This is a genomic window from Vibrio kagoshimensis, from assembly GCF_050337535.1.
In the GTDB taxonomy this organism is placed as follows: Bacteria; Pseudomonadota; Gammaproteobacteria; order Enterobacterales; family Vibrionaceae; genus Vibrio; species Vibrio gallaecicus.
On record NZ_JAKJSZ010000034.1, the window covers coordinates 1 to 14,297 of the forward strand.

Below are 14,297 nucleotides of genomic sequence, written 5' to 3' on the forward strand. Positions count from 1 at the left end.
AGAGTCCGCTTTATAACAAGCAATTTAAGCAGACTGTCAACGCTTGGCATTTTTAGCTCGGTTTGGTTTCAGTGATTTAGGTGTTAAGTTTGAGTATATTGGTAGCGTTGTCAGCTACTTAATTGGGCGTTATAAGCTCAGCAGGAAATTGTGACTAGATGAATAGTGTAGTATTAAAATCCTCAGAGACATCTGCAGAAATTGAGTTCTTTAGTCGAGATAAAGATTATTTCAGTTTTTCATATAGATCTCAGCTAATCCGTTTCGATAAAAGAGTATGGGCGTACACTGATGCAAAATTCTGGGTCGAGAATGCCCGTTTTATGTCTGAGAATTGGAAAGGTTGGAGTGGGGAAGTCTTAATCCAGTCTATCGAACGGGAACTAGTGTTAAGTTTTACTAGTGATTCTTATGGGCACGTTACAGTAAATATCTGCGTGGGTGAATACGATGGTCCTGAGCCTTGGAAAGTGGAAATAGAATTAATGGCAACAACGTCAATGATGACAGCATTCTATAATGATCTAGCAGAGTTCTTCTCCTGATTTGTGGAACGCTTATAACAAACAATTTAAGCAGACTGTCAACGCTTGGCATTTTCAACTCGGTTTAGCTTCAGTGATTTAGGTGGTAAATTTGGGTGTGTTGGTAGCGTTGCCAGCTACTTAATTGGGCGTTATGTGCTTGCGTGCTTATTTTGGCAGCTTGAGACTGTAAATACTCTTGCGAGTGTACTGTAAATTAGTGTAGTCTTTGGCTCATGGAAGGCATGCACTAATACCTTTAAAGGCTAATGCGTGTCCGCTGGAAGCAATTTATTGCCTACAGCGTGACAAATAAAGGATGCTACGTGCATTGCTCTTCCTAACCTTCAAGAATGTAAGCAGATAAAAACCTCGCCTCTCTTTGTACAAGCTGAGTTAAATAACTGCGCTCTCTCCAGTTTTTAGGGTATCGAACATACTCCAATACTTTCACCGTCACGTTCAAATAATTGTTGTTTGAATCTTTTACTTGAGTAAATGACATAACATGCTCACACTCTCTGTATTCGAAGTCGTCTATTGAATAGTACTTAGTCGAGTGAACAATATGCTCTCGGGGAATATGCTCCAATAATTTCCCTAGTACAGGAATTACTTGTAATGAAGTCTCTTTATGCTCGGCACGTCGAGACTTTCTAAACATATGTTTCCACCCCAATCTAGTTAACTTAATTTCACCTAATACTGGTGAAAGAACGACCTTGTTACCATAGTAGCTGCCAATTGCATTTGAACGTAGAACCTTTAAAGTTTTAGGCTTCCTAGATATACATATGCCATGACCATGCTTAGGCTTATTTAAATCGCGACCGTAGCAACGAGCCAAGTCGTATAGAGTTGCTGGTGTGATTTTGTGGTGTAGCCCATACCCTTTACTCATATACTTTGAGTTTGGGCGAATTAGACACCATTGTGAAGTGTCTTTATCTGGGTCAACCCAGATCAACCCAATCTTGTCACTTTGTCGTTGGATTGATTTGAATAGAGTTGAATTAGGTGCGAAAAGCGTATTACAAGTTTTATTTACGTAACTGTGCCCAGCTTTTACTTGGAAACTCAACGAAAAGTTTTCTTTCTCATACCAAGGGTGTTCCGCACTAAATTCAATATCAATTTTTCGACCGTCAACTTCTCGGCTACTCCACTTAACTTCTCCACGAGTTGCCAACAGTAGATCTGCAGCAGCTTTTGATTCGCCGTCACCACCGTTAACTGAATGGGTATTATTATTAACCTCTACTTTAGGAGGGGACTGTGAAAAAACTTGAGCTTTCATAATAGAGCCTTACAATTCAGTAAATTACTCATATTGTCTCATAATAATAACTGGTTGCTAAGTGAATCCGCGCATAAAATCAAAGGTGCACATAACAAGAAATTTAAGAGTGATTCACAACGCTCGGCGCTTTCACTTTAAGCCAGTTTAGTGATTATGGCACAATGGTTTAGGTAAGGTGGTTAGCGTTGTTCACACCTTAATTTGGCGTTATATTTTTAATCAGAGTTTACGAAGATGAACATAGAATTTAGAGAGGCTAAGCCAAAATATATGCGCTTAGCAGAAGAAACATCAGTGGCTTTAAAGCGCTTTTTGTTAGAGCGTGAAATATCATCTTTCGATATTGAACATAGAGTGAAAGATGAAAAATCTTATTCAAGATAAGGTCGTGAGAAAAGGCTATCAGAATCCATTTGAGGAAATTGAAGACATAGCTGGTGTAAGAGTAATTTGTTATTACAAGAATGACTTAAAATCCATTCACGACATTATCCAAGAGAACTTTGATGTGTTGTCTGTGTCGAACAAGGCTGAAGAGTTAGACGTTGACCAGTTTGGTTATACATCTAATCATTATGTAGTAACGATTAAACAAGAGTGGCTTGTTACTCCACATTATAAAGGCTTGGATGGTTTAAAGGTCGAAATTCAGGTCAGGACAATGCTTATGCATGCATGGGCGGCTATTAGCCATAAGTTACTATACAAAAAGCAAGATGACGTCCCTAATGAGTTTAAACGCAAGTTAAATCGTCTTAGTGCTTTGATTGAGTTGGCAGACGAACAATTTGACGATATACAGCTGATGAAAAATGATTACCAACAGAATGTTCAAATATCTCAAGTGGTTGAAATTAATGCGGACAGTTTTATAGCAATCGCAAAGCAGTACTTTCCTGAACGTGATTATAAAGAGGATGACGTACCATCATTTTTAAGTGAGTTGCGTGAATACGTAAGTGACTTAAACGATTTGGAGAGTAGAATCCAACGGTGTATGCCAATTCTAGAAGAAATGGAGCGAGAAGAACAACCAAGTAAAGAGTATCCGGTGTGGGGGCTTGTAGGGATAAGTCGAACCGTTCTAGATTTGACATCCGAAGAATATTTCGTCAAAAGAAACTTGCCACCAGAAATTGATTATATTACTGAAAAATAACGAAAAAAAATATAACAAAGCATTTAAGAGTGATTCGCAACGCTTGGCAGTTTCGCTTCGCTCAAGTATAGCCAAGCGCCGCTCACACCTTAATGCGGCGTTATGTTTCTGGAGGTGTCTTTGGTGTATGGAAATGTAAAGCTTGAAGGGAATCAGGTATACAGCGTAAGTAAGCCTCTTCCTATTCATGTTGATAAAATTGAATATATGTACGTTAAGAAACACGACAGTACAGAAAAGTTCATAAAGGCAGCTGCTATTGGTTCTGTTGTGAGTGCGCTATTATTTGTACTGCACCCACTGTTAATATTAGTAGTTTTTCCGATTGTTTTCGCAGTTAGCTTTTTACAAACCAAGAAGTATGAACTTCGTGTATTTGTTACGCACCCGTCAGGTTTTGGCTCTAAGGAATCGATTTTGCACAGTTCTAGCTTTCGTGATGAATACGATACTTTAATAGAGCAGGTGAAAGCTATAAATCAAAAAACATAACAAGCAATTTAAGCAGACTGCCAACACTTGGCATTTTAAGCTTGTTTTAGCTTCAGTGATTTAGGTGGTAAATTTGAGTGTATTGGTAGCGTTGTCAGCTACTTAATTGGGCGTTATGTTGTTACAAAGGTTTGAAAGTTAAATGAACGAAGTTAAATATAAAAAGTGGATTGAAATCAAGGGGAAAGGGTTAGCTCGATTTTTGATTCTATATGGAATTATTGTCGGCGGAGCAGCGTTCTTTATATTTTCACATTTACTTTTGGATAGTGATCGTTCTGCATTTCTTTCAGCAAGCATAGAGACAAAAGCTCTAGATTTAACAAGTAGTATTTTCTTTGGGTTAATCATTGCCTCAGCGAGTTGGTATAAGAGTGTTAAGGCTGAAAAGAAATTTGCAAAACTCAACGCATCAACATAACAAGCAATTTAAGCAGACTGTCAACGCGTAGCATTTTCAGCTTGGTTTTGTTTCAGTGATTTAGGTGGTAAGTTTGAGTATATTGGTAGCGTTGTCAGCTACTTAATTGGGCGTTAGTTTGCAAAAGTAGAAAAGCGTTTATGGTCAAAAAGCCTAGTCTGGTTTCTGTGCTTTACACCTGTTCGTTTTCCTAAAGTTGTGCAACCAAATCTCATCGCGCGTAGGTTGTTTTTCGGCTCTTTGAGTGTAGCGTTATTCATTTCTCCGCATCAGTAACTTTGGTCGCTTAGTGCGTCTCGCGCTGTTTCTTTTTCTTGGTGAGTCTGTCGCAGAAAAGTCGGTCGTTGAACTTGGTTGTCAGGTTAGTAGAATGAATCCTTTATCAGCCAAAAAGCTTCAAACTGTGGTTGTTTATCGCATGTCGCTTCTTAGCCAAGTGCATTTTGTTTGCGGGGTTTGGGTCCGTAGTTTTCAATTTTACATTGGTGTTCAAAGCCAGTAGTTTTGTAATCAATTCAGCGCCTTGGCACTAAACTTTGGCTGCATCATGTAAGCAAACTAACAAAGCGTTTAAGACAGATTCCCAACGCTTGGCATTTTCAGTTCAAGTCAGTTTTGGTGTTTACGGTGCAATGGTTTAGGCTAGGTGGCAGGCGTTGCTCACTACTTAACGCGGCGTTATGTGAATAGAGGTTTCCAATGGATAAGGTAGTCAAAGAACGGTTCGACGAATATCCAGAAAATGTTCGTATTCGGCTAGAGGAACTGCGAAATCTAATGTTTCAAATCGTTTCTGAGCTGGAGCTAGGTCAAGTCGCAGAGTCTCTAAAATGGGGTGAGCCGAGTTATGTCGTCAAGACGGGTAGTCCAATTCGAATTGATTGGAAATTGAAATCACCAAGTAACTACTACATCTTCTTTAACTGCCAAACTAAGCTAATCGATACTTTTAGAGAATTACACAATGGTACGTTGGAATTTCAGGGTAATAGGGCAATTGTCTTAACTTTGTCAAACCCATTACCAGAGGCTGAAGTTAAGCATTGTTTGGAGCTTGCTTTAACCTATCAGCAGCGAAAGCATTTACCGTTTTTAGGCGCGCGATAGGCATTCACATAACAAGCAATTTAAGCAGACTGTCAACGCTCGGCATTTTCAACTCAGTTTAGCTTCAGTGATTTCGATGGTAAGTTTGAGTTTATTGGTAGCGTTGCCAGCTACTTAATTGGGCGTTAGGGCTTACTACAAAAAAATACAAGGATGGCGAAATGGTAAGGTTTTATCTAGTTCTTACTTTGTTAGGTATATTGCTGCCGTATGGAGCGTTAGTTCCTTGGGTAGTAACCAATGGCTTAGATATTAGCCTTTTGTTTAGTGAAGCAGTGGCGAATCCCATTAGTATAATGGCTTGGATTGATGTCTTAGTTGGTGCTATTGCTTTGATAGGCTTTATCATAGTTGACGGGCAAAGACATGAAGTGAAGAATCGATATTTTGCTGTATTGGGAACTTTGTCAGTTGGCGTGTCGTTTGGTCTCCCAATGTATCTTTACTTCAAAGAAAAGCAGTCCCTTCAACCACAGCCCTAACAAGGCGTTTAAGGCGGATTCACAACGCTTGGCGATCTTAGCTCAAGTTAAATTTAGTGTTTAAGGTACAATGGTTTAGGTTTGGTGGTTAGCGTTGTTCACCACTTAACGCGGCGTTAGCTTTCACGGAGGTTCATTTGACAATTGTATCAGTTTCGCAAGATGTACCTTTAGCTAATTATAATTTGGTCTTGTTTCTAGCGTCAATTTCCTCTGCTGTACTCTTTATGCTTTTGATATTAATTCAAAAATATTCCGTGAAGAAAAGCTTCATTTATACTTCTTTATTATTTTCTGTTTTTTGTTATGTGGCGTACTCGCAAGTAAATAAATTTTATGAACTATCTTTGAATAGTAATTACATTGAATTGAAATATGCCCCTCCGAGTAAAGATAAGAAAATTTTGAAAAATGAAGTGAAGTCAGTAACTTTTGGTGTTCCTGGTAGAATAGCTCGCAGGTGTTACATCGCAGTCAATCTGTCATCTGGTGATAAATACGAAAGTGTATCAATCGTTGGTAAAGTCGATAATTGTAAAAGAATTAGAGCTGAACTTAACAAACATTTGATGTTATAAAGCTAACAAGCAATTTAAGCAGACTGTCAACGCTCGGCATTTTTATCTCGGTTCAGATTCAGTGATTCCGGTGGTAAATTTGAGTGCATTGGTAGCGTTGTCAGCTACTTAATTGGGCGTTATGTTTCTTAGGGAAGTTTAAGCGATGATTAAATATTCAGATCTTCAGTCAGCTAATATTGCTGACGCTTTAGGGGAGTTGTTTGACTTTGAATTATGTCGAGCCAATGACGACGATTCATGGATAAAATTAGCTCCTAGTTTCCAGTTTACTGTTTTAGCAGGTGAAGCCTCCGGTGGTGTTTCCCTCGCGTATGGGAATTTAGAGTTGGAAAAGCGACCGATACTCTTTGTCTCTTCTGAAGGACAAGCAGGTAAAATTGCAAACAATCTACAGGAGTTTTTAGCTTTGCTCATGGCTATTCCCTACTGGTTTGATTTACTGAAGTTTTCAGGTAATGGTGACTTATCAGAAATGCGTCAAACAGCATTGTTCATGGAGTTGGAGTATTATGAGGATTATCCTGAATTACCTGAAGCAAGAAAGTTGATTCAAAGTCAGCTGAAAATTCCTACAATTGAAGACCCTATTGCAACACTTCACGCTTGTGTTAATTCTACGGATTGTACTGTAATAGCTGATGATGGATGGAAATATGAGATATTATTTAATCGTTTTGTATCATCGGACAACAAAAGTTGGTCGCAAAAAACATAACAAATTGTTCAAGAGTGATTCGGCACGCGTGGCATTTTTACTATGCGTTAGGTTTAGTGGTTAAGGTGTTATGCGGAAGCTTAGGTATTGTGCCTCACACCTTAACAAGGAGTTATGTGGTTGCAGCAAAAATAGGAGTTTAGGTTGCTAGAAATCAAAACATTAGGGCTTTTCTTTGTAACAGCTATTGCAGAAATATTGGGCTGCTACTTGCCTTATCTTTGGTTAAAAGAAGATAAATCTGTCTGGTTGTTAGTGCCAGCAGCTTTTTGTCTTGCTCTATTTGCATGGTTATTGTCTTTACATCCGACAGCAGCAGGTAGGGTTTATACAGCTTATGGTGGCGTCTATATTTTTGTGGCAATCCTATGGTTGTGGGTCGTAGACGGCATTCGTCCTAGTTTGTGGGACATTGTGGGTGCATCAGTCGCTATGTTAGGAATGGCAATCATCATGTTCGCGCCAAGAACCACATAACAAAGCGTTTAAGGCAGATTCCCAACGCTCGGCATTTTCGGTTTGCTTTGAATTTAGTGTTTACGGCACAATGTTTTAGGTGTAATGGCAGGCGTTGCTCACTACTTAACGCGGCGTTATGAAAATCGAATAAATAAGGAATGCGATGTTTGAACCACCAGAAATAGACATGGATGAATTGAAATTAGCTATTTCACTTCCGAAGTTAGATTCGGTGTCAAATGGAAGCTTTATTCCTCATGAAAATATCGAATCTTCACCTTTATTGAACTCTAAATTTGATGCGTTCTTTGTATCAGGTTTATTTCCTGAACAAACTACAACGTTGTCTCAACTCTGTGAGAATTACAGTCTTGAAATGGTTGTTTTTGAAAGCCCATCAAATGATTTAGCAGTTATCCATGATGTTGTCTTAAATATTGCCGATAAGCTGTTCTCTGATGAAATGCCAAATAATATCGATATAGCTGACATTAGGAATCTCAACCAATCATCAGAGTATCTCTTTGCTTTCAATAGTAAGAATTTGGCACTCGACTTTATGGAAGCTCAGGAGTTGGGTGTTGTTATTGGAGGTATTTATCTCGCTCATTGTAGTACTGATTTAAATGAGTATGAAACCACAAATAAAAAGTTAATGGTTCACATTTCGGAAAATGGTTTTTTGTGCTCAAGTTTTCATTTTCTTGGTCGTTCAGAATGTACAATATTACTGGGTGTTAAGAGGTAATGTGGGCGTGGTGAGTATTTTCATAACAAGCAATTTTAGAGTGATTCCCCACGCTTGGCATTTTTGGTTTGGGTTTAGTTCAGTGTTTACGGTGTTCAAATTGAGTGTCGTGGCAACGTGGCTCACACCTTAATTGGGCGTTATGTAAAGCGGGTAAAATCGGTATTATTCTGTTTATTCGCTCGCTCCACCTATCGGTTTTCATCCTCGTCAAAATCAGCTCTTTCGGTCCCGATTCTTTGCCAAATTAGCCGTAAAACATGCCAAGGTTCGTGAGTTTCCTCATTCAGTTTCAGTGTTGGTTCGTGGTTAGTTTTGCGGGCTTAAAGTGCGGAAAGGGCAAGGTTAACGAAAGTCCCCATTTGCTGATGGTTTTTTTCGTTCGGTTTCCCAGATTCAAAAGCATTTTTGGTCGCTGCTCATCACCATTTTCCGCTTGTTGAAGTTTTGCCTGTAACATTGCTGGCTCTGCAAATTCGTGAACACTGTTGGGTTCTTTGGTTTTGGCTATTTCTTCGGTCGTACAGGCTTAGTTTTTCGTGGTAACTTTGGCTTATATAGCTGAATTTACATAACAAAGCATTTAAGACGGATTCTCAACGCTTGGCAATTTCAGTTTAGGTCGGCTTCAGTGCTATATGTGGCAAGGTTTAGGCTAGGATGGTCGCGTTGTTCACCACTTAATGCGGCGTTATGTTTTCAGAGGGAATATGAGCAGCTATAAGAAGCTATTTGAGTGTGCGAGACCAGACTTTATTTGTAGTCTCACAGCCGTTCGCACCGAAGAACAAGGAGCTCTGAAGCTTAATCTTCGAAGTGAAAACAAAAATGTTGAACTTTATGGGTTTGAAGATTTGGCTGATTCAGTTAGTGATTTACTATCGTCTGAACGTATAACAATCTCAAAAGAACTAGGTACTTATAAAGAGTTTGGCACAATACGAATTGAGTGTTGGATAAACGAAAGTTACTCAGAGTATTGGTGTGATCGCGCGAATGTAGAACAAACATAACAAATTGCTTAAGAGTGATTCGCAACGCGTGGCATTTTTACCATGCGTCGGTTTTTGTGTTTAAGGTGATCTGCAGAGACTTAGGCATGCGTTGCTCACACCTTAGCAAGGCGTTATACATACGGAGTATATTATGAATATATGGATATTTAGCTCGGGSWTATTAGCYCTGYTTACTACGTTAGTGCATGTATTTGCAGGTCAAATAGASYCGGTTAGACCTTTTCTAAAGTCAAAGCTTGATGATATCCCGAAAGCAACGCTTCTAGCTTGTTGGCATCTTGTCTCRGTCACTYTGTTTGYTAGCTYTCTAATGCTTTTATACGTCGGTTGGTATGGTATTGATTCACTCTATTTCCTAATYCAGTCGCTAGGTTTTTTATATATTCTGTATGCATCAGTGTTTGTGGCGGTTGGGTTGTATTTTTTTGGATCTAAGGTTTTTGTAAAACTTCCACAATGGATATTGCTCCTTCCAATCGGCTTGCTAGCAATCTATGGTGCAATGTATGTATAACAAGGCGTTTAAGACAGATTCCCAACGCTTGGCATTCTCAGTTCAAGGTTGGGTTTTGTGTTTACTGTGCAATGGTTTAGGTTAGGTGGTGGCGTTGCTCACTACTTAACGCGCGTTATAAGTACTTCCTAATATCGGAGTTTAGATGGAAAGTGAAAGACTTAAACTGGTACCTCCGTCCTTAAATTATGTTGATGTTATGCATGGGGTCATTGAAGAATCTAAGCAAGATCTCTCTCAGTTTTTGCCTTGGGTTTCAGGCTTATTATCTAAACAAGTTCTTGAAGATAACATTAAAGAAGCAATGGTGAATTTCTCCCGTTGTACTGGGGAGTTTTGGTTTAATATCATTGAAAAGAAAACCGGGTTGTTTATAGGCGTAGTAGGTTTTATTGTCAGAGATAAATCAGTGCCATATTTTGAAATTGGGTATTGGTTACAAACTTCAAAAACTGGTTTTGGCTACATAACTGAAGCTGTTGGTTTGGTTGAACAATACGCTTTTCATGACTTATCAGCACGACGAGTGGAAATTAAAATGGCAGCGTCAAACCTTAAGAGTCAGGCTGTTGCAATGCGTTGTGGTTATCAGGTTGAAGCAACATTAATTAACTCTAGGCGACTGCCGTCAGGTGAGCTCGATAGTACGATGGTTTATACTAAAACGCACTTATAACAAGCAATTTAAGCCGACTGTCAACGCCTGGCATTTTCAACTTGGTTTAGCTTCAGTGATTTCGGTGGTAAATTTGAGTTTGTTGGCAGCGTTGTCAGCTACTTAATTGGGCGTTATATCGACTCACCAACTAAGTACAAAATATTGAATTAACTCACATTAATATGCATTCATGAAACTTATAATTTCGAGCTTTTATTTAATAAATTAATAAAAGGCTCGTAGCGGTAAGTCTTACTTATACTTGTTGCTGAATCTAGTGGTAAATGAATGTAGGCTGTATATGGAAAAAATAATGAAAGCTATTGGGTTAATTGTAGCTTTGGGTGTGGTTGGAATATTCGCGCTAACTGCTCTGTAGAATTTAACCTGGAGGGTCAAGCGGATAAGGGGACCCCTTTTATTATAGAGAGCATGCCAACGATTACTACTTGGGATACTGAGCAATATCAAGAATTGTTCATACCAGAAGTTATTGAGGAATTTAAATCAGTTGAAGGTCAAGGTATCTTAACTTATCTATCCAAACTAGGAAAAATGCAAAGTTTTGAGCCGCCAGAGTTTGTTAAAAAAGATTTTACAATGAAATCTGATGAAAAAGGTGAAACGTTACTAACATTCAATGTACGAACAACCTTTGAGCATGGTGGTGCGACTATAATCTTTCAAATAAGAGAAGATAAGAAAAGTTATTTGATTTCTGGAATATACTTCGATTCAGTTACTTTGCCACCAGAGTAAAGTCGTATAACAAGCAATTTAAGCAGACTGCCAACGCTTGGCACTTTCAGCTTGTTTTAGCTTCAGTGATTAAGGTTGTAATTTTGAGTGTATTGGTAGCGTTGTCAGCTACTTAATTGGGCGTTAGTTTACAAGAGTAGGAAAGGGATTTTATTCCGAGAGCTTGTTCGGTTATTGTGCTTTGCACCTGTTGGTTTGCTAATCACAGGAACTTTCCGGTGGCACTATATGGGAATCGTTCGCGATGGGGCTGTCACTTACTGGCTCTACCTTTTTTGTAATGGTTCTTTGGCGCGGCTTCTTTTTCTTGGTGACTAATTCGTGAATATTGGTTTTAGTCGGACTTGGTTATTAGGCTCATCGAACGCATCCTTTGTCAGTTTGAGAGCGTTCAATATTGGTTTTTTACGCATGTCGCTTCTTAGCCAAGAACATTTTGTTGGTTGGGTCTGAGTTTCGTAGTTTTCAGTTTTACATCTGCGTTCAAAGCCAGTGATTTTGTAACTAATTCAGCACCTTGGCGCTAAACTTTGGCTGCATCATGTAAGCAAACTAACAAAGCGTTTAAGACAGATTCCCAACGCTTGGCATTTTCAGTTTGGGTCAGTTTTGGTGTTTACGGTGGCAAGGTTTTAGGTAGGGTGGTGGCGTTGCTCACTACTTAACGCGGCGTTATGTGATAAGGAGGTCACATTGAATATCGAATACAAGGTTAATCATCAGATCTCGGCTGACGAGTTTATTGGCTTGCTGAAGCGCTCGACGCTAGGAGAACGTAGACCAATAGAAAATATCGAATGTATCAACGGTATGTTGAACAATAGCAACCTCATAATCACAGCTTGGTATGGTCCTAAACTGGTTGGTATTTCTCGCTCTATTACGGATTTCCATTATTGCTGTTATCTGTCCGACCTAGCGGTTGATGAAGCATATCAAAGGTTGGGAATAGGCAAGCAGTTACAAGTTCAAACTCAATCCCAAATAGAGCCTACATGTAAACTGTTTTTAATCGCCGCACCGGCGGCTAATGACTATTATGGGCAAATTGGCTACACCAAAAATGATCGTTGTTGGGTGTTGGAGCGCGGTAGTGAAATTATCACATAACAAAGCGTTTAAGACGGATTCCCAACGCTTGGCATTTTCGGCTTACTTTGGGTTAAGTGTTTATGTCACAATGTTTTAGGTAGGGCGGTAGCGTTGCTCACCACTTAACGCGGCGTTAGGCTTCAAGGAAGAATCAGTGGAAATTAATCTAAGGAAAGCTGTCCAAACGGACGCTCGGAAAATAGCACAAATTCACGTGAACTCGTGGAAATCTGCATTCGATGGACTTATGCCTGCAGATTATATTAATGGCTTTACCGTCTCATCACGTGTAGATGAATGGCAAAAAACAATAAGTAATAACACCGAGACTGTAGTTGTCGCTGAACTAGGCAACAAGGTTGTTGGGTTTATGTCTTATTTTGCTTCCCCGGAGAGTGTAGAAATTATAGAATTAAGCAAACTTTACCTATGCCCTAGTGTCTATGGTCAACGGCTTGGTAGCAGCTTTCTAACTCATTTAGAGCAAGAGTCCCAAGCTCTAGGCACAAAAACGATCAAGCTATATGTGCTCGACAACAATGAAGCAGCAATTCAGTTTTATTCTAAACATGGCTTTGAATTCTCAGATGGTTTTATGTCTGAGGAATTTGAAGGTTCAGTTATTATTGATCGATTAATGGTCAAGCGAGTTTCAGCCTAACAAAGCGTTTAAGGCAGATTCCCAACGCTCGGCATTTTCAGTTCAAGTCGAGTTTGGTGTTTACGGTGCAATGGTTTAGGTTAGGTGGTAGCGTTGCTCACTACTTAACGCGGCGTTATGTGTATACTCAGATACCGAGTTTTCAAGGATAGAAGCAAAACTATGAACTTTCAGACAATCCCCATCATCAGAATTTTCGATATTCAAAAAGCGAAAGAGTTTTATCTAGATTATTTAGGTATGAATCTAGATTGGGAACATAGATTTGAAGAAGGCTTCCCGCTTTATATGCAAGTATCAAAAGGCAATCTTGTTTTTCACTTGAGTGAGCACTCAGGTGATGGAACTCCGGGAAGTAAGCTCTTTGTAAACGTAGATAAGATTCAGCAGCTGTTTTCTGAGCTGGAGCAGAAAGATTACATGTATTGTAATCCTGCTTTGGAATCAGCTCCATGGGGTGGGGAGTGTTTTACAATTACAGACCCATTTTCCAATAGGATCTTATTTAGCGGCAAACAAAACACATAACAAAGCGTTTAAGCAAGATTCGCAACGCGTGGCATTTTTGGTTTTAATCAGCTTTAGTGTTTACGGCACAATGGTTTAGGTTCAGTGGTTATGTTGCTCACTACTTAACGCGGCGTTATGTGCTTGGAGGGAGAATGGAAATTCAGAAGGTCCTAAAATCGGATTTAGAGGCAGTAACAAGGCTTGTTTCAGAGGTCTCAGACAAGGATGTGCTTCCATTTTTTAATGCACAGGGAAAGCAAGAGTATAAGGACAGAATTTTACCAGACCTAGCGACTACTTTTGACAATGAGAAGTTTTCATCTATTAAGGCTGTATCAGGTGGGAAAGTCCTTGGTTTTGCTGCTTTGCGTGATGGGAATTATCTAACACATTTATTTGTTGCTAATTCACAGCAGGGTTCGGGGTTAGGTCGTACTTTATTGAATCATTTGCTCAACCAGACAGATGCTCGTGAGGTTAGCCTGCGTTCATCGGTGAATGCTGTTGAGTTCTACAATCGCAATGGTTTCGTAGCAACAGGTGAAGAGGCTGAGTTCAACGGAATTAGGTTCGTACCAATGTCTTTAGTACGCACATAACAAAGCATTTAAGAGTGATTCGCAACGCTTGGCAGTTTCGCTTCGCTCAAGTATAGCCAAGCGCCGCTCACACCTTAATGCGGCGTTAGGTTTAAATTTTAATAAAAGAACAAGGAGTTCAAATGACAATAAAAGTAGTTCCTCAAGCAGTACTTCTGGGGTTGCTGATATCTTCATCGGCTTATTCTAAAGATCTATCAGGAGTTTTAGGTATTGGCTATGGCTTTGGTGGAGATGAGCTATTTCAAGGTATTTACAGCTCAGGGGAAAGTGATGAAATCAATGCTAACGAAGGACTTTCTTTTTTTGGCGGAATAGACTATCAATTCTCAAATCAGTTTTCTACCCGCGGTACTGTAGGATACAAATCAGAATCAATAGAGGCATCGAACGGAGAGGTTACGTTCAGCAAAATACCATTTGAGCTATCTTTCTTTAGAAACTTTGAAAGTCATAAGCTAGGAGCAGGAGTTACTTATCATACTAATGTCGAACTAGAG

The 14,297-nt window shown here is 39.4% G+C and carries 19 protein-coding genes and 1 pseudogene; 19 read left to right on the plus strand and 1 reads right to left on the minus strand.

Translation table 11 applies throughout. The features are described 5' to 3' along the window. The first annotated feature begins 158 nt into the window (after window positions 1-158). Window positions 159-545, plus strand: a complete 387-nt coding sequence (locus L4C37_RS21445) for a DUF6228 family protein (protein WP_429769919.1) — start codon at window positions 159-161, stop codon at window positions 543-545. Window positions 546-864: 319 nt separating this feature from the next. On the opposite strand, the gene L4C37_RS21450 is transcribed toward L4C37_RS21445, so the two are convergent. Continuing rightward, the gene (locus L4C37_RS21450; protein ID WP_429769920.1) at window positions 865-1,821 is read right to left on the minus strand and encodes a hypothetical protein; all 957 of its coding nucleotides are present in this window, start codon (window positions 1,819-1,821) and stop codon (window positions 865-867) included. 237 nt (window positions 1,822-2,058) lie between these two features. Here L4C37_RS21450 and L4C37_RS21455 point away from each other — a divergent pair, with 237 nt between their 5' ends. The 18 genes and pseudogenes from L4C37_RS21455 to L4C37_RS21540 form a co-directional block, all read left to right on the plus strand. Beyond that, window positions 2,059-2,208, plus strand: a complete 150-nt coding sequence (locus L4C37_RS21455) for a hypothetical protein (protein ID WP_429769922.1) — start codon at window positions 2,059-2,061, stop codon at window positions 2,206-2,208. Then, the gene (locus L4C37_RS21460) at window positions 2,186-2,983 is read left to right on the plus strand and encodes a GTP pyrophosphokinase (RefSeq protein WP_429769924.1); all 798 of its coding nucleotides are present in this window, start codon (window positions 2,186-2,188) and stop codon (window positions 2,981-2,983) included. The genes L4C37_RS21455 and L4C37_RS21460 overlap by 23 nt, the downstream gene beginning before the upstream one ends. 123 nt (window positions 2,984-3,106) lie before the next feature. Next, window positions 3,107-3,475 carry an FUSC family protein gene (locus tag L4C37_RS21465; RefSeq protein ID WP_429769926.1) on the plus strand — a complete coding sequence of 123 codons (369 nt, stop codon included), beginning with the start codon at window positions 3,107-3,109 and terminating at the stop codon, window positions 3,473-3,475. A gap of 142 nt (window positions 3,476-3,617) precedes the next feature. Next, the gene (locus L4C37_RS21470; RefSeq protein WP_429769927.1) at window positions 3,618-3,896 is read left to right on the plus strand and encodes a hypothetical protein; all 279 of its coding nucleotides are present in this window, start codon (window positions 3,618-3,620) and stop codon (window positions 3,894-3,896) included. 699 nt (window positions 3,897-4,595) lie between these two features. Continuing rightward, window positions 4,596-5,003 carry a DUF1801 domain-containing protein gene (locus tag L4C37_RS21475; protein WP_429769929.1) on the plus strand — a complete coding sequence of 136 codons (408 nt, stop codon included), beginning with the start codon at window positions 4,596-4,598 and terminating at the stop codon, window positions 5,001-5,003. A 161-nt stretch (window positions 5,004-5,164) separates the two neighbouring features. Then, entirely contained in the window at window positions 5,165-5,485 is a 321-nt protein-coding gene (locus tag L4C37_RS21480) for a DUF2834 domain-containing protein (RefSeq protein WP_429769931.1), read from the plus strand. A gap of 137 nt (window positions 5,486-5,622) precedes the next feature. Further along, window positions 5,623-6,063 (plus strand): hypothetical protein, encoded by a 441-nt coding sequence (locus tag L4C37_RS21485; RefSeq protein ID WP_429769932.1) that lies wholly within the window; start codon window positions 5,623-5,625, stop codon window positions 6,061-6,063. A 145-nt stretch (window positions 6,064-6,208) separates the two neighbouring features. Continuing rightward, a complete protein-coding gene (locus L4C37_RS21490) occupies window positions 6,209-6,781 on the plus strand; it encodes a hypothetical protein (protein WP_429769933.1) in 573 nt (190 codons plus the stop codon). A 144-nt stretch (window positions 6,782-6,925) separates the two neighbouring features. After that, window positions 6,926-7,258, plus strand: a complete 333-nt coding sequence (locus L4C37_RS21495; RefSeq protein ID WP_429769934.1) for a YnfA family protein — start codon at window positions 6,926-6,928, stop codon at window positions 7,256-7,258. A gap of 145 nt (window positions 7,259-7,403) precedes the next feature. Beyond that, window positions 7,404-7,988 (plus strand): hypothetical protein, encoded by a 585-nt coding sequence (locus L4C37_RS21500; RefSeq protein WP_429769935.1) that lies wholly within the window; start codon window positions 7,404-7,406, stop codon window positions 7,986-7,988. Window positions 7,989-8,698: 710 nt separating this feature from the next. Further along, window positions 8,699-9,001 carry a hypothetical protein gene (locus L4C37_RS21505; RefSeq protein WP_429769937.1) on the plus strand — a complete coding sequence of 101 codons (303 nt, stop codon included), beginning with the start codon at window positions 8,699-8,701 and terminating at the stop codon, window positions 8,999-9,001. A 662-nt stretch (window positions 9,002-9,663) separates the two neighbouring features. Then, the gene (locus tag L4C37_RS21510; protein ID WP_429769938.1) at window positions 9,664-10,194 is read left to right on the plus strand and encodes a GNAT family N-acetyltransferase; all 531 of its coding nucleotides are present in this window, start codon (window positions 9,664-9,666) and stop codon (window positions 10,192-10,194) included. 414 nt (window positions 10,195-10,608) lie between these two features. Continuing rightward, window positions 10,609-10,935 carry a hypothetical protein gene (locus L4C37_RS21515; protein ID WP_429769939.1) on the plus strand — a complete coding sequence of 109 codons (327 nt, stop codon included), beginning with the start codon at window positions 10,609-10,611 and terminating at the stop codon, window positions 10,933-10,935. Between the two features lie 693 nt (window positions 10,936-11,628). Continuing rightward, window positions 11,629-12,045, plus strand: a complete 417-nt coding sequence (locus tag L4C37_RS21520) for a GNAT family N-acetyltransferase (RefSeq protein WP_372268091.1) — start codon at window positions 11,629-11,631, stop codon at window positions 12,043-12,045. A gap of 136 nt (window positions 12,046-12,181) precedes the next feature. Then, window positions 12,182-12,688 carry a GNAT family N-acetyltransferase gene (locus L4C37_RS21525; protein ID WP_429769941.1) on the plus strand — a complete coding sequence of 169 codons (507 nt, stop codon included), beginning with the start codon at window positions 12,182-12,184 and terminating at the stop codon, window positions 12,686-12,688. 162 nt (window positions 12,689-12,850) lie between these two features. Next, window positions 12,851-13,216: a glyoxalase superfamily protein gene (locus L4C37_RS21530; protein ID WP_272276234.1), complete on the plus strand. Its 366-nt coding sequence runs from the start codon at window positions 12,851-12,853 to the stop codon at window positions 13,214-13,216. Between the two features lie 134 nt (window positions 13,217-13,350). Beyond that, a complete protein-coding gene (locus tag L4C37_RS21535; protein ID WP_429769943.1) occupies window positions 13,351-13,797 on the plus strand; it encodes a GNAT family N-acetyltransferase in 447 nt (148 codons plus the stop codon). A 122-nt stretch (window positions 13,798-13,919) separates the two neighbouring features. Then, window positions 13,920-14,297: pseudogene (locus L4C37_RS21540) on the plus strand (hypothetical protein); the annotation flags it as partial.